The organism is Chitinophaga sp. CF118 (genome assembly GCF_900112615.1).
GTDB lineage: Bacteria > Bacteroidota > Bacteroidia > Chitinophagales > Chitinophagaceae > Chitinophaga.
Genome location: NZ_FOMK01000004.1, coordinates 112,406 through 135,941, shown reverse-complemented (window position 1 = coordinate 135,941; position 23,536 = coordinate 112,406). Strand labels below are relative to the sequence as shown.

The window sequence follows — 23,536 nt, the reverse complement described above, 5'->3', positions numbered from 1 at the left end:
ATAATTTGATTACCCCCGAAAAATAAAAAGAAAAACTGAATCAACTGTCCTTAACTGTCTATGAACTCCCAGGCGCTTTTATAAGCATCCTTTTGTTCGGCGTAAGTAATGAAATCAGCATAAAATGCTAATTGAGAAAGAGTTCCGCTGTCGCCGATTACTACCAGTTTTTTCCGGGCTCTGGTCATGGCAACATTCATACGCCTTATATCCGACAGGAAGCCGATCTTACTTTCAGTATTGCTTCTCGTCATGCTGATATAAACGATATCTCTTTCCTGTCCCTGGAAACTATCGATTGTATTCACTGAAATTTTGTTTCCAAATGGTTGTAGAACAGGTGAATGTAATAACTGTTCCTTCAGCAGATAGATCTGTTGTTTATAAGGGGAGATGACGGCAATCGTGGGGAAATTATCCGGCTGATAATGTGGCCCCAGCTCCGTAACCAGTTGTGTGAGATGCTTGAATAAAAATGCTGCTTCCTCCGGGTTGGTAGTGCTGGTGCCTTCTGTTTTCTCATCAAAACCACAGCCGGCAGTATCTATAAATGCAAGTGGGATATCCTGAGGGAATAATAGATGATCTGCTACAGATACATGCGCTTTCAGTTTATCTGCATAAAATATGGAAGAGGAATAACCCATGATCATACTGTTCATGCGATATTGTTCTTCCAGTAATGTTACTGCTTCCGGATGTTGTGCTACGCACTTTTCCAGCAGGGTGGTACTCAGCCCGCCCTTCGCCGCTTCATTTGATTTAACGGTAGGAGATAGCTGACAATGATCGCCGGCAAGGATCACCTTTTGTGCTTTGAGGATTGGGATCCAGCAGGCGGGTTCCAGTGCCTGTCCTGCCTCATCGATCACTACGGTATGATATTTTAGTTTCCTGACAGTATAATGATTTGCTCCCACCAGGGTGGCCGCGATTACCTGAGCTTTGGTCAGCAGATCGTCAATAATATATTGCTCTGTATTTTCTACAGATTTCATGATGCTGCGGGCTTCATCAAAGAGCGCCTTCCGCTGATCCCTTTCTGCCTTTCCAAAGTTCCGCTTATACTTATGAGCCATATCACGGAACTCGTTGGCCTGTTTTCTCAGCTTTTTGATCTCTTTCATGCTGTTATGTTCAGCCATTTTGCTGTCGAGGGTAAGGGACATCAGTCTTTCGGAAACCCTGGCGGGGTTACCCACACGGAGTACGTTCAGTCCTTCGTCCGACAGCTTCTCACTCAGCAGGTCCACGGCGGTATTGCTGGGTGCTACCACCAGGATCTGTTTATGGTCCTGCTTGATGAGGGCTTTGATGGCCTGTACCAGGGTAGTGGTTTTACCTGTGCCCGGAGGGCCGTGGACAATTGCCAGATCATTGGCGGCCAGTATTTTATGTACGGCCTCCTGCTGAGAGCTATTCAGCCGGGGGATGGTGTAAGGAGGGATGTCTGTCTGGAAGCCCGGGGCTTTTTCACCAGTCAGAATTTTGATCAAACGGTTCTCTTCGCTAAGTGTATCTGCCAGTTTAAGGGCATTTTGCATTTCATCGTAGCTATTATCATCAAACAGCAGGTCGATGCCCAGTTTCCCATCGCGGGACCATTCCGGAAGCTCATCCGTACGTAATGTAATTTTGAGCTTATTGCCACTCTGGTAGGAGATAGTTCCTTCTACACGGTCTTTTTTCGGGTCATGATTGGAGAATAATACGGCAGATACGCCAAAACGTAGCTGGTGGCTGATATCCTGGTGGGTGGTCCGTTCCACTTCTACAGTTAAATAATCGCCCCGGCTCATTTCTGTATCCTTAATGGCAATGGGATACCATGTTAATCCATTAGCTCTTCGCTCTGCTACAGATGAGGTTTCCGTCAGTTGCTGGTAAGATTGCCTGTCTTCTTCCCGCTCTATCTTCATCAGATCAAGCAGTCTTTTGAAATACTCCATCTGGCAAAGATAAGATTGCCTCACGAAATCTTTTGTCCTGTTTAGCTGAATAAACAGGTTATTTTCAATAAAACAACCCCATTGAAAGCCCTTGCCATTAACGTTTCTAGAGAGATAAAGCATATATAAAGCATATGTGAAGCATATATAAAGCATAAATGAAGCATACCTCTAGAGATATGGATTATATATGCTTCACTAATGTGTTTATTATGAATATCTTGTATTTTGCCTCTCTGGTTATGTATTTGTTTAGGTCTAAATAGAGTATAAACATTTAATTTCAGGGTATTTTTGCAGGATAAAATGTCTCTACCGACTTTATGAGTTTATTACAAGTATCAGGAATCTGTAAACAGCAACAGGGAGCTTTCGTATTAAAAGAGACCAGCTTTACACAACAGCAATTTGAGAAAATAGCCATAGCAGGGGAAACCGGTTCGGGGAAAAGTACCCTGATGAAAATCATAGGAGGCCTTACACAGGCAGACGGGGGAGAGGTATTATTTGAAAATATACGTGTAAAAGGACCGGAAGAGGTTTTATTGCCGGGACATCCTGGTATTGCTTACCTGTCTCAGCATTTTGAATTGCGTAATCACTACCGGGTAGAGGAGTTGCTTTCTTATTCCAACAAACTCTCTGATGAGGATGCGGAGAATATCTATAAAGTGTGCAGGATCACACATTTAATGAAAAGGAAAAATGATCAGTTATCCGGAGGCGAAAAACAACGTATTGCGCTGGCAAAGTTGCTGATCACTTCTCCAAAATTATTACTGCTGGACGAGCCATTCTCCAACCTGGATGCAATCCATAAAGGCATCCTGAAGTCCATTATTTATGATCTTGGTGAGAAACTGGAAATTACCTGTATGCTCATCTCTCACGATGCACAGGATATTCTTTCATGGGCAGATAAAGTATTGGTGATGAAAGACGGACAGGTTATTCAGCAGGGAACCCCACAGGATGTTTACAGCAAACCGGTAAATGAATATGTTGCAGCATTATTTGGTAAATACAACCTGCTCTCACTGAATGGGAAGGATACATTCATACGGCCGGAGAATATAAAGATAGTTCCCAAAGAGAATGGTACATTAAAAGGTAAAGTAGATAAAGTACTTTTCTTTGGCAGTCATTATGAACTGGATGTCCGGCTTCCGGATAATACCGTTACCATAAGAACAGGGGAAAACGGTATCAAAAAAGGAGATACCGTCTATATTTCCCCTGCAAAGGATAAGGCCTGGTATTTTACCAGTTAACCCTGCCATTATCATCAAAAAATCCTGTAGCGTATTTTTGGTGCCTGTAAATCCATTTAGATCTATTTAATGTTTTGATAATTAACTGATTTGTAAAAGATATTATATGCACATATATTTGTAGACTTCCAACAAATTCGATAAGCATATGTATTCAAATAAAACACTGAATGTTATATTGTTGTCAGTGATTGCAGCTCTTTTATTTATTCCTTTTCTTGGCAGGGTACATTTGTTTGACTGGGATGAAATAAACTTTGCAGAGTGTTCAAGAGAAATGCTCAAGCTGGAAGATTATACGCGTATATATGTAAACTTTAAGCCGTTCTGGGAAAAGCCACCTATGTTTTTCTGGATGCAAAGCTTGTCCATGAAAGTTTTTGGTATCACGGAGTTTGCTGCCCGTTTCCCTAATGCGATCTGTGGTGTAGTTACGCTGGTGGTACTTTTCCTTTGCGGACAAAGGATTTACGATAAGAAATTTGGTATCCTCTGGGCGCTCGCTTACGGTGGATCACTTTTCCCTAATATGTATTTCAAATCAGGTATTATAGATCCCTGGTTTAACCTGTTTATTTTTCTGTCATTATACTTCTTCATTTTATATACCTGGAAAAGGAATGGATTTGATAAAGAGGGATTGCAGAAAAAGCCGGTGCAGTATGCTATATGGGCAGGTGTATTCATGGGGCTGGCTATTCTTACCAAAGGGCAGGTAGCATTGATGGTCTTTTTGTTAGTTCTGGGTGTTTATTTTATTTATAACAGATTCAGGTTCTATTTTAACTGGGGGCATGCAGTTTTATTTCTGGTGGTGGCTTCTTTGATTACTTCTTCCTGGTATGGTTATGAAACTATTAAAAACGGACCTTGGTTTATTACTGAGTTTCTGAAATACCAATACCGTCTGTTTACTACACATGATGCCGGACAGGAAGGCTTTTGGGGGTATCATTATGTGGTTCTTCTCATAGGATGTTTCCCGGCTTCTCTGTTTGCGATTCCTGCTTTTTTTAAAACACCATCCACTAGCCGGTTTGACAGGGATTTTAAGAAATGGATGCTTATCCTTTTCTGGGTAGTCACTATTTTATTCACGATTGTACAATCCCGCATTATTCACTATTCTTCTATGGCATGGTTCCCGGTTACTTTCCTGGCGGCCTATTCATTTTATAAGTGGGATAGAAAAGAGATGAATTATAAGAAGTATGCCGGGGTATTTGCTACCATATTGGGAGTAATCATTTCTGTAGTGCTGCTGGCAGTTCCTCTTATCGGGTTAAATATTGGGAAACTGGCTCCATATGTGAAGGATAAGTTTGCACAGGCTAATATGGAGGCAGATGTAAAATGGAATGGTCTGGAAGGTATTGCAGGAATAATTATGGTGATCACTATTATAGTTGGTGTAAGGTGGTTAAGAAAGAAGGAATTCTATAAAGCGGCCTGGACTTATTTTGCTGGTACTGCGCTTGTTATCTTCTTTGCAGCTGCAATGATTGTTCCTAAAGTAGAAAGATATTCGCAGGGAGCTGCTATTGATTTCCTGATAGAAAGACAAGGGGAAGATTGTTATGTAACTGCATTAGGTTACTGGAGTTATGCTCCGTTTTTCTATACACATAAAGAAAAACCAGCTAATGCAAATGCTTACAATGAAGACTGGCTGCTTTCCGGAGATATAGACAAACCTGCTTATTTTGTTACGAAAATAGACAAGATTGATAATTATAAACAATTTACAGGACTGAAAGAACTATATAGAAAGAACGGTTTTGTTTTTCTGAAGAGAGAAATACCTTCTAAATAACAAAGGATATAAAAGACGGACTCCGTTGTAAGACTCCTGTTTAAGAGGAGGCTTGCAACGGAGTCCGTCTTTTATCTACAAAAAGCTATTCGTGTTTATTTCTTTCCTGAGAAGAAGCGCAGGATTTTGCTAACGATTTTATCATTAGAACCGAGCATCCCCTTGATTTCAGTATAAACGGCCAGCATGGTATTGTCCAGCTTTACCATCAATTTTTTTCTGTTTTCACCTGGTCTTACCATATAATGCGTAGCCCTGCGGAAAGGATGAGCTTCTTCTGTATAATAATATAAAGCAATAGATCTTCTGAAAACATCTTCAGGACAGGTGGTTGGTTCCGGATGACCATGATAAGAGTCTGCATCTGTATTAAAAATAACACAGCGGTTAAATATGGGTAACACCTTCCTCTCACATGCTTTCATTTCTGTATCCCATAACTCCAGTTTGCCGCCCCATTCTTCCTCCCAATCTTTATTGAGGTAAACCAGCACATTTACACGACGTTGCCAGTGGCGGTGATGCGGATGAACTGTGAAGTCAGCATGAATGTTGAGATAACCATTCCTTTTAGACTGGTGGATACCTCCGCCCTCAAGCAGATCATCTTTCATTAAGCCTTTTATGCCTGTAATGGTACTCAGGAATTCCAGGAATGCCGGTGAGTTCAATTCGTTAATAGTACGCTTAATGGTGGTTGGTAATGCATCCAGCTTGTTCAGGCCCGCCTTTTTCTCATTATAATGGACATAATTAATCCATCCATCAGCTTCATTGAGTTTATTAAACTCATCCACACAGGCATTCAATACTTCCGGATTAAGGAAATTTTCCAGTACAATATGTGGATAAGGACTTGCCTGCTGGTATTCTCCACTTAATGCAGGAAGTTGGCTATTCCATTTATCGTAGTCAAATAATTGATTGGTTTGTGAGGACACTGTAGTGGTATTCACGGCTTTGATTTTAAGTTTAAGGATACTAAAATAGGCAGAAAGTTGCTAGAATGGAAAAATATGGAATTATTTAACCTGTGCCAGTGCACTGCCAAATACGGTTTTTAAAAGATCTGTTACACGTGCAGCGGGATCTTTTCTGATCTTTTGTTCTTCCAGCCCTACTTCCAGGAAGATTCCGGCAACAGCCTTTTCCGTAACGTAAGCAGAAAGATCGGTGTTTACCGGTTTGCTGGTGAACTTATTATATGTAGAGAAAACATCCGACCAGTATTTGGTTGCATCCACTTTTTTCAGAGCCTCTGCAATAACAGGGCGGAAAGAATCCGATAATGCCAGCGTAGTTTTCTGTTTGAAATAATCAGTTGCCGCAAAATCTCCGCCTCTCAATATGCCGATAGCATCAGTGATGCTCATTTGTTTGATTGCATTTACGAAGATAGGAGTGGCCGATTTGGCTGCTTCTTCAGCACCCCTGTTCATTGACAGGATAGCTTTATCAACAAGACTGCCCATACCCAGGTTACGTAAAGTAGACTCAACTTTCTGTGCCTCAGGGGGCATCAGGATCTTCAGAGCAGCATTTGCAAAGAATCCATTTACAGAAGAAAGTTTCGTAGCACTGTTCTGTGTGCCAATGGTCAATGCTTCTTTTAACCCGGAGGCTATCTGTGCTGTGCTCAACTGACCATTAGTGGTGCTGGCAGGCAGGCTGTTAAGGACCTGCTGAGCGGTTTCGCAACTGGTCAAAAGCACTAAAAGAACAAGACATGACAAAAAACCTTTTTTCATAAGATCGTATATTACATTGTATAGTGTCAAAGTTCGACAAATATAGGCGTTACTTTTCGTAGTTTATGCTAGCTTTGCGCAAAAAATGGCATTTTCATCACTTGGATTATCTGGACCTTTATTGCAGGCTGTAAGGGAACAAAAGTACGCAAACCCTTACCCGGTACAGGAACAGGCTATACCTGCCATTATAAGTGGAAAAGATATCCTGGGCATCTCCAAAACCGGGTCCGGCAAAACAGCTGGTTATGTATTACCCATACTGGAGCTGTTTCAGACCAGGGCTTCAAAAGGAGACAGATATGTAGGGGCGTTGGTAATTGTGCCTACCAGGGAACTGGCTATCCAGGTAAATGACGTTTTCAAAACATTTAGTAAACATCTTCCTCAAACAATAAAGACAACAGCCGTTTTTGGTGGCGTGTCCATCAATCCCCAGATGATGGCGGTGCGCTTTACGGATGTGTTAATTGCTACTCCCGGCAGATTGCTGGACCTCATCGAAAATAAAGCCGTACATATTTCCAGGGCAGACATCCTGGTACTGGATGAAGCAGATAAAATGCTAAACCTGGGCTTCAAAGAGGAAATGGACAAAATCCTGGCCCTTTTACCGGAGAAACGTCAGAATATCCTGTTCTCTGCTACATTAAACAACGATGTTAATGATATCCAGTTACAATTGCTGCGTGAACCTTTCAAGATAGAAATCATTGAAGAAAAGACGGAAAACAGCATTGAGCAGATTGAACAGGTTGCCTATAATGTACCACTGGAGAAAAAAGGACCTTTCCTGAGATACCTGATTAAGAGTGAAAATATGGAACAGGTGCTCGTATTTGCCTCTGCAATCAGATCTGCAGATAATATCGTAGGGAAACTGACAAAGAATGGAATCCAGGCAGCCGCTTTTCATGGTGATCTGAGCCAGTCGGCAAGAGTAGAGAATCTGCGGAAATTTAAAAACGGTAACCTCCGTGTATTGGTCGCCACAGACCTGGCAGCAAGAGGGATAGATATTCAGGGCTTGCCTTTTGTTATTAATTTTGAATTACCCCGTTCCCCTAAAGATTATGTGCATAGGATTGGCCGCACCGGCAGGGCAGAAGCACAGGGAAAAGCCATTTCTCTGTTATGTGAAGATGATCAGCATCACTTTAAGATCATTCAGAAAAAAATGGGTAAAAAGGTGGAGATAAAAGAGAGTGCAGATATCAATTTACAAGGTTTTTAATGCCAATGATTGAAAGATCCTGAAAAGGGATTTATTTGTCCTAACATCTTCCTTTTTCAATAAAGACCTTTGCTGCGTCTTTAAAGTGATAAGAAAAATGTTATTCTTTCTATTCTTTCATTCTCTCTTAAGGTGGCTTGTTCTAATAAGCTTGCTATACGCTATTTACAGAGCGTATACCGGTTACAGATCAAATTCAGTCTTCACAAAAACAGATGATTCGGTAAGGCACTGGACGGTAACAATTGCCCATATCCAGCTGCTGACCGGCATCCTGCTCTATACACAGAGTCCTGTCATAAAATATTTCTGGAAAAACTATCATGAAGCCATTCACCAGCAGGAAATAACATTTTTCGGTTTGGTACATATCTCGATAATGGTAACGGCCATTGTGATCCTGACCGTTGGCTCCGCACTGGCTAAGAGAAAAGATATTCACAGAGAGAAGTTCCGGACCATGTTACTTTGGTTCCTGCTTGCTTTAATCATTATTTTCATCGCCATTCCCTGGCCTTTTTCACCACTCGCAAACAGGGTTTATTTCAGACCATTTTAAATATCCTGATAGTTACTGATCTCTATCAGGTTATTATCCGGATCACGGAGATAAACTGATAAGATCTTTCCCACAGCACCGGTTCTTTCTACAATACCTTCTACAACCGGAATGTTTTTACTGTGCAATTCTTCCAGTACCTCCTTAACGGGTGTATCTGAAATAAAGCAAAGGTCGGCTGATCCTGGGGTTGGATGGTCGGCCTTGGGTTCAAATTCCTTTCCTTTCTGATGCAGGTTAATCTTTTGGTTTTTGAATTGCAAGGCTTTCCTGTCTGGTCCGAAAGTAATTACAGTCATACCGAGAACATGCGAATAGAATTCACATGTTTTGTCAATATCCTGCACTGTCAATACCAGATGATCTAAGTGATCAATAATCATGTTTAATCTTTTAATTATTACCTATTCTGAAACACCGCATGCTGATAGCAGAAAATACTTCCTCATAAGTATAAGTGATCTCTTCTTTTTTATCTGCCAGTGCAATGCTGTATAACATAGGAATATAATGATCCGTAGTTGGAACAGCTTTGTTGGCCATCTTCCCTAAATTATTATAGTAAAACAAACTTCCAAAGTCGCGTTCATTGATCCTTGCCTTCACCCATTCATCAAACTCAATTGCCCATGAATAAGGTTTATTGCGCGAAAAAACACCCTTCAATAGGCTTAACTCAAGGTTATGTACTATGTTTCCGCTACCTATGATTAACACTCCCTTTTCCCGCAATGGTTTCAGATGTTGCGCCAGGTTCCAGTGATAATCCAGCCTTTGCGATACCGGGATACTTAATTCCATGACCGGGATGTTTCCTTCAGGTACAATATGTCTTAAAATAGCCCAGGCACCATGATCCAGATCGTTACTTTCATCGAGTTCCACCTGCTGCGACATTTCCGGGATTACTTTGCTGAATGCAGTAGCACCGGATACTTTATAATAAGGACAGTTGAACTGATCCGGTACTTTCAGATAAGAGGCTTCTGCCGTCAGGTAATGTCCGGAGATGATCAGTATAGCTGAAGGCTTACGTACCAGGTCATTACCCATCTTTTTTAAGCTTTGTGTAAAAGGGTTATCCCTGAAGGCGTTTTCCGGGTCTCCATGTCCTATAAAGAAAACGGGCATTTTTTCCGTTGGCTGGAAAACACCGGGCAGATTTAATAACCGCTCAATCTGTGATGAGTAGGGAATGAACGGCAGCAATGCTGCCATTTTGATAAATGATTTCCTTTCCATGCTAATGATTCTACGAACAATATATAAATATAGGTAGAATGGAGGGAGTATTTGAAAAACAGTTAATTTATTGATTTTCACTAGTTTAATTAAAAATTCGTGTAAAATATGGAATCTGATTCCATATTTTACACGAATCGCTGTAAATTTGCTATATGATACAGAGATCAGCTGCTAACAAAATACTTCATTTAGCTTCTTTATTCAAATCTGTGGCGGTTACCGGACCCCGTCAATCTGGAAAAACAACTTTGGTGAGGGAGCTATTTAAGCACAAGCCATATTTATCACTTGAAAATCCGGATACCAGAAGATTTGCAATCGAAGATCCCCGTGGTTTTCTTGCCGGATATCCTAATGGGGCGATACTAGATGAAGCACAGCGTACGCCAGAATTGTTCTCTTATCTTCAGGGAATTATGGATGATAGGCAGGATGCGGGGCAATTTATACTAACAGGATCTAATAATTTTTTATTACAGCAAAATATTACTCAAAGTTTGGCAGGAAGAGTAGCTTATTTGTACCTTTTGCCTTTCAGTCTTTCTGAGCTATACCGGGATAAAAGTGAAGGAGTACCTGACGAAAACTCTATTATGCTAAATGGATTTTATCCACCCATACATGATAGACATATTCCTCCCATGGATTGGTTTCCTAACTACTTGCGTACATATATAGATCGTGATGTAAGACAAATAAAAAACATCACAGATTTGATTGTATTTGAACGTTTCATCAGGTTATTGGCAGGAAGAACAGGTCAGGAACTTAATATGGCTGCACTTGCCGTGGAAACGGGAGTAGATACAAAAACAGTCCAATCATGGATCAGTATCTTGGAAAGTAGTTTTATTATATTTCTGCTTAAACCACATTTTAAGAATTTTAATAAAACACTGGTTAAAAGACCCAAAGTTTATTTTTACGATACGGGGTTGATTTGTTCATTATTAGGGATTAATGATGTTAACCAGCTAAAAAATCATCCTTTAAAAGGGAGTATTTTTGAAACGTTTATAATATCAGAACTTGTAAAGAAACGAACTAATGCTGGCGAGCAGGTTAACTTATATTACTGGAGGGATAGAACGGGCCATGAAATTGATCTTATTATAGATAACGGGACCTCTCTTTTACCTATAGAAATAAAAGCCGGGAAAACGGTGAATGCAGATTATTTTAAGAATATTTTATACTGGTTTGAATTAAGTGGAGAAAAAAAAGGGTATATTATTTATAGTGGTGATGAGGAACAAAAAAGAAGCAACGGTATTGAAGTTATTAACTGGCAACGCTTGATTGAGCAGAATCTCTGAATTCACAATTTCTTAACCTGCACCCCTAAATCCAAAATGTACTTTTGCAGGGTATGGAGGGGGGCAGAACAGAAATATCTTTAATTTATGATCTTTCCGGTGGAAGTATAACCGCCTTTGAAATGTTGTACCACCAGTACAAACAGGCGGTGTATGCCAATATCTTTAAAATGGTTCGTCAGCCGGAGGCAGCAGAAGATATTTTACAGGAGGTGTTTCTGGCGCTCTGGCAAAACCGGGAGCAGATCCATAAGGACAAATCTGTGGCAGGATGGCTTTTTGTAGTGAGTTATAATAAGGCCGCAACTTATCTGAAACAACAATTAAAATCGGCCATTGTATTGCATGAATACCCCGAAGATATCCCCCAGGAACAGGACGATGACGAATTATATGATATACAGCTTTCTATAGTAGAAGATGCTATTAACCATTTACCTGCGAGGAAAAAAGAAGTATTCCGCCTATGCCGGCTGGAAGGAAAGCCCTATGAAGAAGTGGCTGAAATAGTAGGGATCTCCGTACCCTCTGTAAAAGATTACCTCAAACAGTCTACCCGTTTTATTAAGCGATACGTAAGCGGAGAGTACACCTCTACCAGCCTTACAACCCTATCTCTGCTGATCATTTTCCTCGATACTTACTGAGTTAACAATCTGGTAACATTAAAGTCATCCCCATTTATTCCTTTCCGGAGTATTTATAATTGAATCATGGAAACAATTCAACATCTGATAGAAAAATTCTGGGCTGGTACTATCACAGATACCGAGAGACTGCAGCTATTCACCTATATGAATGATCATGAAGGTGCGTGGAAGAAATACCTGGAACATGGATATGATAATCATGCAGAGAAAGGTGAAACGCTGTTGAGCGAAGCTGCTGCGGATAAAGTGCTGGCAGGTTTACGTGAAAAGATAACACCGGTAAAAATAGTGTCTGTTAACAGATGGACCAGATGGGTTGCTGCCGCTATGATTATAATCGTAGCAGGATGGGGTATTTTTCAATACAGTAACAACACCCGGCTTAAGCATAGTCTGGCAGTGAATGTAACAGATGTACGGCAGTTATTGCAGCATGTTAATAACGGCGGTCATGTAGAAAAGATCGACTTATCTGATGGCTCTGTTGTACAATTACAACCGGGTAGTATGATCTGTTATTATCCATCGTTTGATAGCCTGGAACGTAATATCACACTTGAAGGAACTGCTTATTTTAAAGTAGCAAAGAACAACCGTCCGTTTAGCGTGACTGCAAAAGGATTCACTACAACTGCACTTGGTACAGCATTCTCTGTGAGTACCGCAAAATCCGGTAAAGTATCTGTGACGCTTTTAGAAGGAAAAGTAGTGATAAAAGCCGCCCGTGGTAGTGGGATGGTGATGAAAGAAATGTATCTGACTCCGGGACAGGAGTTTGTAGTGAACACTGAACTGAAACAATATCACGTACAGCAGTTTGATAATATAGGCGTGGGCGTAAAGAAAACAACTGTTGCCAATCAGCATATCATCACCATGTCGTTTAATAAAACAGACTTAGAGGATGTATTCGCACAGTTAGGGACATACTATAAAGTACAAATTGAAATGGATACTGCAGCTATTGAGAGATTGTCATTTACCGGCTCTTTTGAGAAGTCCGATTCCCTGCAGACAATATTATCGGCTATATGTAATATGAATGATCTTACATTCAAAAAAGAAGGGGAGAGAATAATCATCAGTAAACAAAAATAAATCCGGATTTATAAGATAAACTGATACTGTCCAATGGGCAGTACGGGAAACCTATTGTCAAAAAATAAACAGAAAATGCAAAAGCAACATCACAAATTTTTCCGGCAGTTCATAGGGTATATATCTGCCTGCATACTGTTGTTGAATCTTACTGTACATGCACAGCAAACAGCCCGGATAAAGGGGATGGTAGTGAATGAAAAAGGAGAGAGCATGCCTGGCGTTACCGTACAGATGAACGAAACAGGTAGTAAAATTACAAAGGTTACAATTACTAATGAAAAAGGGATCTATACTTTCGATCACTTAACCGTAGGAGGTAAATATGACTTCCTGTTTACTGCTGTAGGGTATGAAAAATATGTTTCCAATAGTTACCTGATCAATGAAAGTGATAATAATTCATTGCTGGTAAGAATGAACGTGTCTACAAAAGCATTGAGTGATGTAGTGGTGATCGGCTACGGACAACAATCCCGGATGAAGGTGACCGGTGTAATCTCACAGGTAAAGTCAAAAGAACTGAGCCGATACGGTGGGAGCAGTTTTGCACAACAACTGGTTGGAAAAGCTGCGGGCGTGGTTATCAATGATGCTTCTGCACAACCAGGTACAGACCCGCAGATCGTAATCCGTGGTATAGGAACATTAACCGCAGGCAGAAATCCGCTGATCGTGGTAGATGGATTTCCTTTATCAGAAGGATCTTCTTTTAATTCCATCAATCCACAGGATATTGAATCTGTGGATATCCTTAAAGATCCGGCTTCTGCGGCTATCTATGGTTCCAGGGCTGCTAACGGCGTAATCCTGGTTACAACTAAAAAAGGGAAGTCCGATCAGTTTAAAGTATCTGTAGATATTTATACAGGTACACAGGAGCGCTCCGACAGGGTGAAGTATGTTAATGCTTATGAAGCGGCTACCTTTTTTACTGAGGCGAGAGACTGGGGCTATGTGTCAAAAAATCCGGCAAACAGAAGTATTAATGATGACAGAGCAACCCGTATATCAAAAGGTGCAAGCCTGAGGGATCTGCGGCTTAATTATCTGCAACCTTACCTGGATGGTGAGCAGGGCCTTACAAATACCAACTGGCAGGATGAGGTGTTCAGAAAAGGACAAATCAGCAGTTATAACCTGGCTATTTCCGGTGGTTCTGCTAAAACAAACTATTATGTGGCTGGCAACTATTTCAACCAGCAGGGCATTGTTATAAACAATGGATTAAAACGTTATAGTGGTACCATAAAACTGGATACAAAATTATCCGACCGCTTTGATATGGGTGTAAGTATCAACCCTTCCTATAACACACAGAACTATTTTGAAAATAATACCAACTGGTCCAATGATCCGATAGCAGATGTCTATATCATGTATCCTTTTTTTAGTCCTTATAATGCAGACGGTTCACTGGCTATCAGCAAACAGATCATTGCCAACACACCCGAAGATGGAGCACTGGGCGAAAATGCAGTAGCGCTGGCAAAGAAGATTAAAAACAAGAGGGACTTTTACAGAACATTCGGTAATGGTTATATGTCTTTTAAAGTACTGAATGGATTGAAATTAAAAACACTGGTGGGTGGAGATATTATCAGTAACATGTTTGATTTTTATAACCCCTCTGATATAGGACAGTACAGAGGTGCAGCTCCCAAACCTGCTATTGCTACTGAAACAAAAAACTTCAATGTTAATTACCTTTGGGAGAATACATTGAACTACACAAAAAACTGGGGACATCATGATCTTGATGTACTGGCAGGATACACATTTCAGAAAGAAACAGGATCAGCTACAGTGGTGACAGGCTCTGGTATTGCAGATAATAATATTATCAACATCGGTGGAGCCAGTGCATTTAATGTTACTGCTTCCCGGTATACCTGGGTACAGATCTCTTACCTGGCCCGTGCGCAATATGCTTACATGGATAAATACCTGTTATCTGCTACCATAAGAAGAGATGGTTCTTCCCGTTTTGGTAATGACAGGAAATGGGGAAATTTCCCTTCCGTAACGGCAGGCTGGATATTAAGTAAAGAAAATTTCTTTCCTGAATCAAATGTAGTTTCCTTTGCTAAGATACGTGCTACCTACGGACAGTCGGGCAACAACCAGATCGGTTCCTATAGTTCCAAAGCGCTGGTCAATTCCTCCAATTATGTATATGGTAATGCGCTGGCAGCAGGGTTCGTAGCTACAACTACACCTAATCCCAATCTTTCATGGGAAACAAAAACTTCTTCTAACCTGGGTATAGACCTGGGCCTATGGAATAAATTCAATGTAACGGCAGACTACTATAATTCAATTACAAAAGATCTGTTATTAAATGTGCCGGTGCCAGATCAGTCAGGCTTCAGCACCTCTATCCAGAACATAGGGAAAGTAAAGAATTCCGGTTTCGAAATAGAATTATCAGGTACTGATATTGCGCTTGGTTCTGTAAAATGGAGTTTCAGCGGGAACCTGGCCACTAACAGGAATGAAGTGCAGGCATTGGCTCCGGGCCAGAAACAGATCATTACCGGATCAGAGAGCAATTTCCGAACTAAGGTAGGGGGGCCTGTTGCAGAACTATATGGATACAAAGTGACTGGCGTATATAAAACTCAGGCAGAGATCGATAACAGTCCTCATATGGCTGGTACACTCACCGGCGATTATAAAGTAGAAGACATTACCCATGATGGTAAAATCGACACAGACGATCGTATGGGGTTTGGTACCTATAATCCCAAATTCACTTATGGTTTTTCAAGCAATTTCTCTTACAAAGGATTTGAATTAAGTTTTGCACTACAGGGTATCCAGGGCAGAAAGACATACGACAGACAGATTGCTTTGTTTGACGAATCCGGCGAAGGCTTTTCCGTTCCCAGTAAATATTACTACGATCACCGCTATCATCCTGTTGATAATCCTGACGGTTTCCTGGCTCAGCCAAATCTCGGTAATTTATCCAGCGCAAGGAAATTAACCCGCGCATCCAATATGTTCTTTAAGAATGCCGATTATCTCCGTTTGCGTAATCTGCAACTGGCATATTCACTTCCTGCATCATGGGCTTCCAGAGTTAAGATGTCGGCAGCAAGGATTTATGTTACCGCCAATAACCTGTTTACCATTACAGATTTCAGGGGATATAATCCGGATGCTACTTCTACAGATAATGTGCTGACGAATGGATTGTCAATGGCCAATTACCCTGTAGCAAAATCATTCATCATCGGGTTTAATGTAACTTTTTAAACTGTTTAATTATCTATCATGAAAAAGAGAAGCGTTATTATTCCTGTGCTGGGATTGTTATTCATATTAAGTTCCTGTACAAAACAACTGATGCAGGACCCTACTACAGAAAAAGAAGCTGGCAATTTCCTCAGCAATGAAACAGAGGTGGAAGAATATGTGAATGCTGTATATGCCAATTTACAGTTCAATGGATTATACGGTTTATTTATGCCGGCTATCGCCGAAATCCCTTCAGATAATACCTATGATGAAGTACCTGCTAATGATGATGGGATTTACGGACAGCTGGACCAGTTTACGCTGATTGCTTCCAACGGTATCATCGCATCTACATGGCAGGATTCATATAAGGCTATTCAGAAAGCAAATGTGGTATTGAACCGTATAGAGAATATTTCTTACAATGTAGCCACCACAAAAGAGGCCCGCAAGGGAGAAATGAAATTTATCCGCGCATTGCTGTATTTCAATCTTGTAAGATTATATGGAGATGTACCACTGGCACTAAAAGAAACAACAGATCCTAATGTATATTTCGGACAAGGACGTACACCTTCTGCCGATGTATATACTCAGATTATAAAAGACCTGACAGAGGCAATAGATGAGTTACCGGTTTCTTCCGCGCAATCTGGTAAGGTAATAAAAACCGCAGCACAGGCGCTGCTTGGAAAGGTATACCTGACCTTAAAAGATTATACAAATGCAAAAATACAGTTAACAGCAGTAGTGAATTCTGGCAGGCACCGGTTAATGACTAATACCACAGATGTATTCAGTATCGCTAATGAAAACAATGCAGAGATAATATTTGCCGTGCAGTTTGCATCCGGTTTGAATGGAAATACTGAAGGCAGTACTATGTTTCAGCAGTTTAGTCCCTCCGGTACACAATCCGGTGCAAAAGGACATAATCTGCCAACAAAAAGCTTGTACAACCTTTATACTGCAACAGATAAACGAAAAGGCAGCTACATTGATGTAACAGCCGCCGGTATCCCTTATTGCAAAAAACTTTCACAACCAACAACAGTAATTACGGATGGGGGCAGCGATGTGGTGATATTACGTTATGCGGATGTATTACTCATGCTGGCAGAAACAGAAAATGAATTGAACAATACAGTTGCTGCAATACCTTATATTGATTCTGTGAGAGTAAGAGCCGGTCTGCCAGGTACAACAGCACTTACACAAGATGATCTCCGTTCTGCTATTGCATTGGAAAGAAGACTGGAACTGATAGGAGAGGGGCAGCGCTGGTTTGACCTTGTTCGCACTGGCACGGCTGTTTCTGTGATGAATAAGTGGTTTAGCGATAACGGTATTTTAACAACCATCGATAACCATAATCTTTTAATGCCCGTACCACAAGGTCAGATAGATACGGATCCATCTATTAAACAAAACAAAGACTATAACTGATTATATGAAAAAGCTGCTTCCATTTTTATTATTGCTGATCACTATTTCGGGCTTTGGGCAACAGGTGAATGCGATCATCAGCAAATTTGAAAATCCTTTAGGAAAAGATATTCTTGTTGCTGCACACCGGGGCGACTGGCGGAATGCTCCGGAAAATTCCATTGCAGCAATCCGGTATGCTATTGACATGGGAGTAGATATCGTAGAAATCGATGTTCAGAAAACGGCAGATGGGCAACTGGTAATTATGCACGATGATAAGATAGACCGCACCACTACTGGTAAAGGACGCGTGAAAGATTATACACTGGATTCCCTGAAAACATTTTATCTGCGAAATGGACTGGGTATTCCTACGCATCACAGGATTCCTACATTGGAAGAAGCTATGCTGGCCGCAAAAGGTAAGGTAATGGTAAACCTGGATAAATGTTATGACTATATGAATGAAGCTTATGCTGTGCTTGAGAAAACAGGGACCGTACATCAGGCTATCTTCAAAGGTTATTTTCTTTCTGCTGCTAAAGTAAAGACCGATTATTCCGGTGTGCTAAATAAGATCCATTATATGTCAATGGTACAACTGGATGATAGTGCTGCATTAAATATGATCCATGATTTTGAAGAACAGATAAAACCAACGGCTTTTGAGCTGATCTTTAAGAGTGATACCTCAGCTATTTTATCTCAGTTGAACACTATTAAACAAAAAGGTTCCAGAGTATGGGTGAATGCTTTATGGGCAAGTTTGAATGGAGGTCATTATGATGATATGGCTGTAGATGACGGAAATATAAAAGATAGCTGGCAATGGTTGCTGGACAAAGGATTTACTGTTATCCAGACGGACAGGCCGGCTGCATTGCTTGCATACCTGCGTGGGAAGGGCCTGCATAAATAATGTTTGAATTATACAACAATCTGTTTGAAATCTATAAAACATCTGCTTCACTCCATATGTACCTTTGAATTATAAAATAATTCTTATGGAACAGCAACACAAATACGTTGGTATGTGGGTAACTGCCGACGGCTATATCAGGCAGGAACTATTGCCCAACGGAAAATATGATGAAGCCCGTGGAACTAAGAAAAGTGCATACACCGGACGTTATGAAGTAAAAGGTGATCATATTATGTATTGGGATGATACAGGATTCACAGCCACAGGAGATTTCAAAGGCGATGATACTCTTTATCACGGAGGGTATATCTTCTACCGGGAAAATAAATAAATTACCAAAAAAGCTTTAGGTTATATCTAAAGCTTTTTTGGTATGATAATATTATTGTCGCCGGTATTGATTTAACCGCTGAACAGGTGAGATTGCTGGATGAAGTGAGTGCTATTCCGTTAACTTATCCAAATGATGTTGATACAGTTGCCATGATAACCGATCACTGCCGGCATAAAGTTGCATTCGCTGTAAAGAGAGTATTATGATTGATGAGGTTTCTCAGCTTATTATCTTCTGCCATGTTTAATTACCAGCATACAAGTATGATTATAAAATTGTTCATCCCTGGTTCAGCTTATCTACCAGAGGGTTGGTAAGTCATCCACTGTAATGATAAACATCATCATTTTTCCCTTGCCGGATCATTTATTCCGGACTGGATACCAGGTAGCTTGCAAGTAATATCCAAACCATAAAACCTTATAAAATGGAAAAGCTAATAGTCGCAGTTGACTTCCCAATTACATCTGAAAATGTAGCCCATTATACAGCCGACCTGGCATTACAGATGAATGACGAAATTCTTTTACTTCATGTAATTGATATTACTTTAGTAGTTCCCGGTATAATGGTAACTGATGGCTATTACATTACCCTGGAAGACGATCCCGAATACGAACTAATCGACGAGGAAAGATTGAACTAGTAGAAAACCTGCCATCTAATTGTTCCGTCTGTCCTTCTACCAGGTGTAAGCCTGGTCTGTTCCTTACCTGTGAATCCCAATCTTCTGAAAAACCTTTCCCTATATCTTTTATTAGTTTCCCTATATCTTTTTTTTAAGAAGCAAAGCGCAGTCTGCTGTCCAACCCCATTTTCATGGACCGCATTCATGTATACAGTACAGAGTAACTATCATAACCCGTTGTTGGTTTTAAGTATGTGCCAGGACCATATTTAACAGAGATCCTGTATTAAGTAAAAATAAGGCTAACATAGCGAGCAACATACAGTTGTCTTTTCACAAATCGCAGTCATATGAAAAAATCCCGATAGCATCACCCTATACATAGTTCCCCACGGGAAACCGCCGGTATTTCCGAAAGTAAAGTGACATTCCGATATTTGCACCATAAAGTAGCACAATATGAAAATGGAATTAGGCATTAGCTCTTTTGGAGATGTACGTCGGGATAATGGAGCCGGAAATGCAGTGAATGCACACCGGCGCATGCAGGAGTTACTCGCTGAAATAAAGCTGGCAGATGAAGTAGGATTGGATGTATTTGCTTTGGGAGAACATCACCGCTCTGATTTTATGATCTCAGCACCAGAGGTAATCCTGGCAGCAGCGGCAGCCATTACTAAAAACATACGTTTATCCAGTTCTGTAACCGTACTTAGTTCAGTGGATCCCGTTAGAACATTTCAGAACTTTGCTACAGTAGACCTTGTATCGGGTGGCCGTGCAGAGATCATGGCAGGCCGTGGCTCCTTTATTGAATCTTTCCCGCTATTTGGATATAAACTGGATGATTACGACGAGCTATTCAATGAAAAACTTGAAATGCTGCTGAACATCAACCAGCATGAGATCGTTACCTGGAAAGGTAAATTCAGAGCACCTCTTGTGAATCGTGGCATTTATCCACGTCCCCTCCAGGAATCATTGCCCATATGGCTGGCAGCCGGAGGTACACCTGCATCTGCAAAACGTGCAGGCAGAATGAACCTACCTATTATGCTGGCATTGCTGGGAGGTACTCCTGAGTTCTTTGTGCCTTTCGTTAAAACATTCCGGCAGGCCGCAACAGATGCCGGTCATGATGCCAGTAAATTACAACTGGGAATCAGCTCACAGTTTCATATAGCAGAGCATGCAGATGAAGCAGCAGAAGATTTCTATCCCGGATATGAGGTACTGATGAACCGTGTAGGGCAGGAAAGAGGCTGGTCGCCCCTCAGCAGAGCACAGTTTGAATATCTGAGAGAGAAAGGTCCCTTAATGGTGGGAAGTGTGCAGCAGGCAATCGATAAGATCCTGGCTCAGTATGAGTTATTTGGGAATACACGTTTCCTTGCACAACTGGTAGGAGATGATATGCCACATGAAAAAGTATTACGTTCAATAGAACTGTACGGTACTAAAGTAGCACCAGCGGTAAGAAAAGCGTTGGAAGATAAATAAGTGGGATTGCTATTAATCAATAAATACACCTTGTCTGCCGTGATGACAAGGTGAAGGTCAATAAAGATCTAACCTAAAATTATATTCTAAAGCTAAATTAAGAAGCTAAACAGGCAGATGCAGTGTATTTATTGATTAATAGCAATAATAAATTAAGGCACATCCTTCTCCTCTATTTTTTCTTCCTTATCCTCTCCCATCAGGATAGCCCAGGGTTGTAACCCTTCCACTTTTTCACTGATAATACGTATGATTGCTGCCAGCGGGATGAAGAGGAACATACCGGGAATACCCCAGATCAGTTTACCAGTCAATATTGCCACAATAGTAATGAGCGGGTTCAATTTTACGTTGCCACCTACAATACGTGGCAGTAATATATTGGCATCCACGAAATGAGCCACTATGAATACGATCCCGACAGTGAGAGCCTGACTGGGAGTTCCATCGGCCAATGTAATAATCATGCTGATGACCATAGCAGTGTAAATACCCAGGTAGGGGATTACATTGAGCAATGCCGCCATTACGCTGATCAGCAGGGCATATTTAATACCTAAGATTGCAAAGGTTGATAATAAGAGTACAATCAGTATGAACATTTCAGTTAAGAGTCCGATGATATAACGGTTAATCATGCTTTTGGCACTAATGATCACATCTTCTACCTTATGTAGTTCACTTTCCGGGAATAAAGCCACAATAAAGCGTTTGAAGAGACGGCGGTGATATAACATAAAGAAGGTGAAGATCAGGAAAAAGATAGTGAGGATGATAACTTCTCCTACACCTAAAAAAGTAGCACCCAGGGAAGTAAAAGCCGTAGACTCGAGGCTGCCGGCAGATCTCTTCAGATAGGTGGCCTGATGCTGGTAATCGATATGATAAGTATTGAACACCCATGAGCTGATCTGCTGTATCATTTCGGAAACTTTCGATTGCAGCTCCGGCAGATTATGGGTAAAACTCACCACCTGGTGGCTCAATATGTAAATAAAAGATCCTATAATCACTATAAATGAAAGTATGGATAATACCGACGCAAGGCTCCTGTGTAATCCCCATCTCTCCAGTTGATTTGATACAGGCAGTAATGCAAATGATATCAGCAGCGCGAAAAACAGCGGAATAATAAGCGTTTTACCAAAGTGCATCAGGAACAATACTAGTATCAATGCATGCAGAACGAGGGCCAGGCGTGCGTAGAATGCCAGTTTGACGCTTGTCATAAAAGAAATAAATTTTAAAATATGATTGGGTAGTGTGTTACAATGTAATAAAAATTTAGATACCGGAAATGGGTTCCGGGGATCATAAGTGCCTTGTTGTTACTATTTTATATTTTAATATATGATTAATAATAATTATTATTATCTTGTTGATGAATAAGGGCATATGCTCCCTTATTGAAAGGGGCAATTAACGTAAACGAGACCTATGAAACAACTATTATCTGTTATTTTAGTAACATTTACATTTTATTCGTGCAGTTCAACTCAATTGGTATACATCAGTGTTTTGGAACCGGCACCTGTAACTATCCCTCCCAATATTAAAACAGTGGGGATTGTGAACAGGAGTATTGTTGCAGACAAGAATAAAGCCATTGATGTTGTAGACAAAGTACTTAGTCTTGAAGGGGATAACCTTGACAAAGAAACCGCACAGGCAGGTATTACCGGACTTGCAGATGAGCTCATTAAAAATAACAGGTTCACAAATGTTACCGCATTTAATAGTATTGATCTGAGAACAAATGTTCCCGGACAGTTCCCGTCTGCTTTATCCTGGGATATCATTGATAAAATATGCCGGGAAAACAATGTGGATGCACTCTTTGCACTTGAGCTGTTTGATACAGATTCCAAAATAAGTTATGCTGCCGTTCCAATAAAAATAAATACACCGTTGGGAAGTATTCCTGGAATTGAGCATCACGCCAATATGCTTACAACTGTAAAAACAGGCTGGAGGATTTATGATCCTGCCGATAGGCTTGTACTGGATGAGTATTCTATGATAAAGGATATTACATTTTCAGGAAAGGGTATCAATCCGGTAGCTGCTGCTGGAGCTATCCTTAACCGGAAAGAGGCCTTAAAAGAAGTTTGCGGAAAAGCAGGACACGACTATGCATTCAGAATAATTCCTTATTGGATCAGAGTGTCAAGGGACTATTATGTAAAAGGAACTGAGAATTTTAAAATAGGAAGACGTAAAGCACAAACAGGAAACTGGAAAGGCGCTGCTGAATTATGGAAGAAGGAAACAACATCCTCAGACAGTAAAATTGCTGGCAGGGCATGTTATAACATGGCAATCATCTGCGAAATAAATGGCGACCTTGACCTTGGTATACAATGGGCACAGAAGGCATATGAGAACTACGGCAATCGTCTGGCACTGAAGTATGTGAACATTCTTAAATACAGGAAACAAAGTAATAATGTTTTGAAGAACCAGCAAGCGGATTAATAATAACATTATATTCCCGGTTACCGGAGAGCTTTGAACTGATGTATACCGGTAACGTATAGTGTAAATTCAATATAAAGAACCACTGTTTCTTTATATTGAATTTACACTATATTTGGTAAA

Annotated in this window: 20 protein-coding genes; 14 read left to right on the top strand and 6 right to left on the bottom strand. The window is 40.7% G+C overall.

Going from position 1 to position 23,536, the window contains the following annotated elements; all coding sequences use genetic code 11:
- Window positions 1-50 precede the first annotated feature (50 nt).
- A complete protein-coding gene (locus tag BM176_RS16900) occupies window positions 51-1,949 on the bottom strand; it encodes an AAA domain-containing protein (RefSeq protein WP_090105169.1) in 1,899 nt (632 codons plus the stop codon).
- 323 nt (window positions 1,950-2,272) lie between these two features.
- On the opposite strand from BM176_RS16900, the gene BM176_RS16895 reads away from it, so the two are divergent.
- Window positions 2,273-3,220, top strand: coding sequence for an ABC transporter ATP-binding protein (locus BM176_RS16895; RefSeq protein WP_090105167.1), 948 nt, complete (start codon window positions 2,273-2,275; stop codon window positions 3,218-3,220).
- A 148-nt stretch (window positions 3,221-3,368) separates the two neighbouring features.
- A complete protein-coding gene (locus BM176_RS16890; protein ID WP_090105165.1) occupies window positions 3,369-5,033 on the top strand; it encodes an ArnT family glycosyltransferase in 1,665 nt (554 codons plus the stop codon).
- 95 nt (window positions 5,034-5,128) lie between these two features.
- Here BM176_RS16890 and BM176_RS16885 read toward each other — a convergent pair whose 3' ends face one another.
- Together BM176_RS16885 and BM176_RS16880 are read right to left on the bottom strand one after the other, a co-directional pair.
- Window positions 5,129-5,989, bottom strand: coding sequence for a 2OG-Fe(II) oxygenase (locus BM176_RS16885; RefSeq protein WP_255373530.1), 861 nt, complete (start codon window positions 5,987-5,989; stop codon window positions 5,129-5,131).
- A 66-nt stretch (window positions 5,990-6,055) separates the two neighbouring features.
- Window positions 6,056-6,781 carry a DUF4197 domain-containing protein gene (locus BM176_RS16880; protein WP_090105163.1) on the bottom strand — a complete coding sequence of 242 codons (726 nt, stop codon included), beginning with the start codon at window positions 6,779-6,781 and terminating at the stop codon, window positions 6,056-6,058.
- An 85-nt stretch (window positions 6,782-6,866) separates the two neighbouring features.
- Here BM176_RS16880 and BM176_RS16875 point away from each other — a divergent pair, with 85 nt between their 5' ends.
- Both BM176_RS16875 and BM176_RS16870 read left to right on the top strand, forming a co-directional pair.
- Complete coding sequence (locus BM176_RS16875; protein WP_090105161.1) at window positions 6,867-8,015, top strand: DEAD/DEAH box helicase; 1,149 nt, start codon at window positions 6,867-6,869, stop codon at window positions 8,013-8,015.
- Between the two features lie 151 nt (window positions 8,016-8,166).
- On the top strand, window positions 8,167-8,574 hold the full coding sequence (locus BM176_RS16870) for a hypothetical protein (RefSeq protein WP_255373529.1): 408 nt from the start codon (window positions 8,167-8,169) through the stop codon (window positions 8,572-8,574).
- Here the strand turns inward: BM176_RS16870 and BM176_RS16865 are convergent.
- Both BM176_RS16865 and BM176_RS16860 read right to left on the bottom strand, forming a co-directional pair.
- On the bottom strand, window positions 8,571-8,957 hold the full coding sequence (locus BM176_RS16865; protein WP_090105157.1) for a VOC family protein: 387 nt from the start codon (window positions 8,955-8,957) through the stop codon (window positions 8,571-8,573). The genes BM176_RS16870 and BM176_RS16865 overlap by 4 nt on opposite strands.
- A gap of 10 nt (window positions 8,958-8,967) precedes the next feature.
- Window positions 8,968-9,816: a dioxygenase family protein gene (locus BM176_RS16860; RefSeq protein WP_090105155.1), complete on the bottom strand. Its 849-nt coding sequence runs from the start codon at window positions 9,814-9,816 to the stop codon at window positions 8,968-8,970.
- Window positions 9,817-9,971: 155 nt separating this feature from the next.
- Here BM176_RS16860 and BM176_RS16855 point away from each other — a divergent pair, with 155 nt between their 5' ends.
- From BM176_RS16855 to BM176_RS16810, 9 genes are all read left to right on the top strand, one after another.
- Window positions 9,972-11,135: an ATP-binding protein gene (locus BM176_RS16855; protein WP_090105153.1), complete on the top strand. Its 1,164-nt coding sequence runs from the start codon at window positions 9,972-9,974 to the stop codon at window positions 11,133-11,135.
- A gap of 53 nt (window positions 11,136-11,188) precedes the next feature.
- Complete coding sequence (locus BM176_RS16850; RefSeq protein WP_090105151.1) at window positions 11,189-11,782, top strand: RNA polymerase sigma factor; 594 nt, start codon at window positions 11,189-11,191, stop codon at window positions 11,780-11,782.
- 66 nt (window positions 11,783-11,848) lie between these two features.
- On the top strand, window positions 11,849-12,883 hold the full coding sequence (locus tag BM176_RS16845; protein ID WP_090105149.1) for a FecR family protein: 1,035 nt from the start codon (window positions 11,849-11,851) through the stop codon (window positions 12,881-12,883).
- 75 nt (window positions 12,884-12,958) lie between these two features.
- Complete coding sequence (locus BM176_RS16840) at window positions 12,959-16,144, top strand: SusC/RagA family TonB-linked outer membrane protein (protein ID WP_177230434.1); 3,186 nt, start codon at window positions 12,959-12,961, stop codon at window positions 16,142-16,144.
- 18 nt (window positions 16,145-16,162) lie between these two features.
- On the top strand, window positions 16,163-17,572 hold the full coding sequence (locus tag BM176_RS16835; RefSeq protein ID WP_090105145.1) for a RagB/SusD family nutrient uptake outer membrane protein: 1,410 nt from the start codon (window positions 16,163-16,165) through the stop codon (window positions 17,570-17,572).
- 4 nt (window positions 17,573-17,576) lie between these two features.
- Window positions 17,577-18,473: a glycerophosphodiester phosphodiesterase family protein gene (locus tag BM176_RS16830; protein ID WP_090105143.1), complete on the top strand. Its 897-nt coding sequence runs from the start codon at window positions 17,577-17,579 to the stop codon at window positions 18,471-18,473.
- 85 nt (window positions 18,474-18,558) lie between these two features.
- On the top strand, window positions 18,559-18,807 hold the full coding sequence (locus BM176_RS16825) for an Atu4866 domain-containing protein (protein ID WP_090105141.1): 249 nt from the start codon (window positions 18,559-18,561) through the stop codon (window positions 18,805-18,807).
- Between the two features lie 430 nt (window positions 18,808-19,237).
- Window positions 19,238-19,456, top strand: a complete 219-nt coding sequence (locus BM176_RS16820; RefSeq protein WP_090105139.1) for a universal stress protein — start codon at window positions 19,238-19,240, stop codon at window positions 19,454-19,456.
- A gap of 441 nt (window positions 19,457-19,897) precedes the next feature.
- Window positions 19,898-20,938, top strand: a complete 1,041-nt coding sequence (locus tag BM176_RS16810) for an LLM class flavin-dependent oxidoreductase (RefSeq protein ID WP_369823742.1) — start codon at window positions 19,898-19,900, stop codon at window positions 20,936-20,938.
- Between the two features lie 152 nt (window positions 20,939-21,090).
- Here the strand turns inward: BM176_RS16810 and BM176_RS16805 are convergent, their stop codons facing one another.
- Window positions 21,091-22,167 carry an AI-2E family transporter gene (locus BM176_RS16805; RefSeq protein WP_090105135.1) on the bottom strand — a complete coding sequence of 359 codons (1,077 nt, stop codon included), beginning with the start codon at window positions 22,165-22,167 and terminating at the stop codon, window positions 21,091-21,093.
- Window positions 22,168-22,375: 208 nt separating this feature from the next.
- On the opposite strand from BM176_RS16805, the gene BM176_RS16800 reads away from it, so the two are divergent.
- The gene (locus BM176_RS16800) at window positions 22,376-23,413 is read left to right on the top strand and encodes a DUF6340 family protein (RefSeq protein ID WP_090105133.1); all 1,038 of its coding nucleotides are present in this window, start codon (window positions 22,376-22,378) and stop codon (window positions 23,411-23,413) included.
- Window positions 23,414-23,536 lie beyond the last annotated feature (123 nt).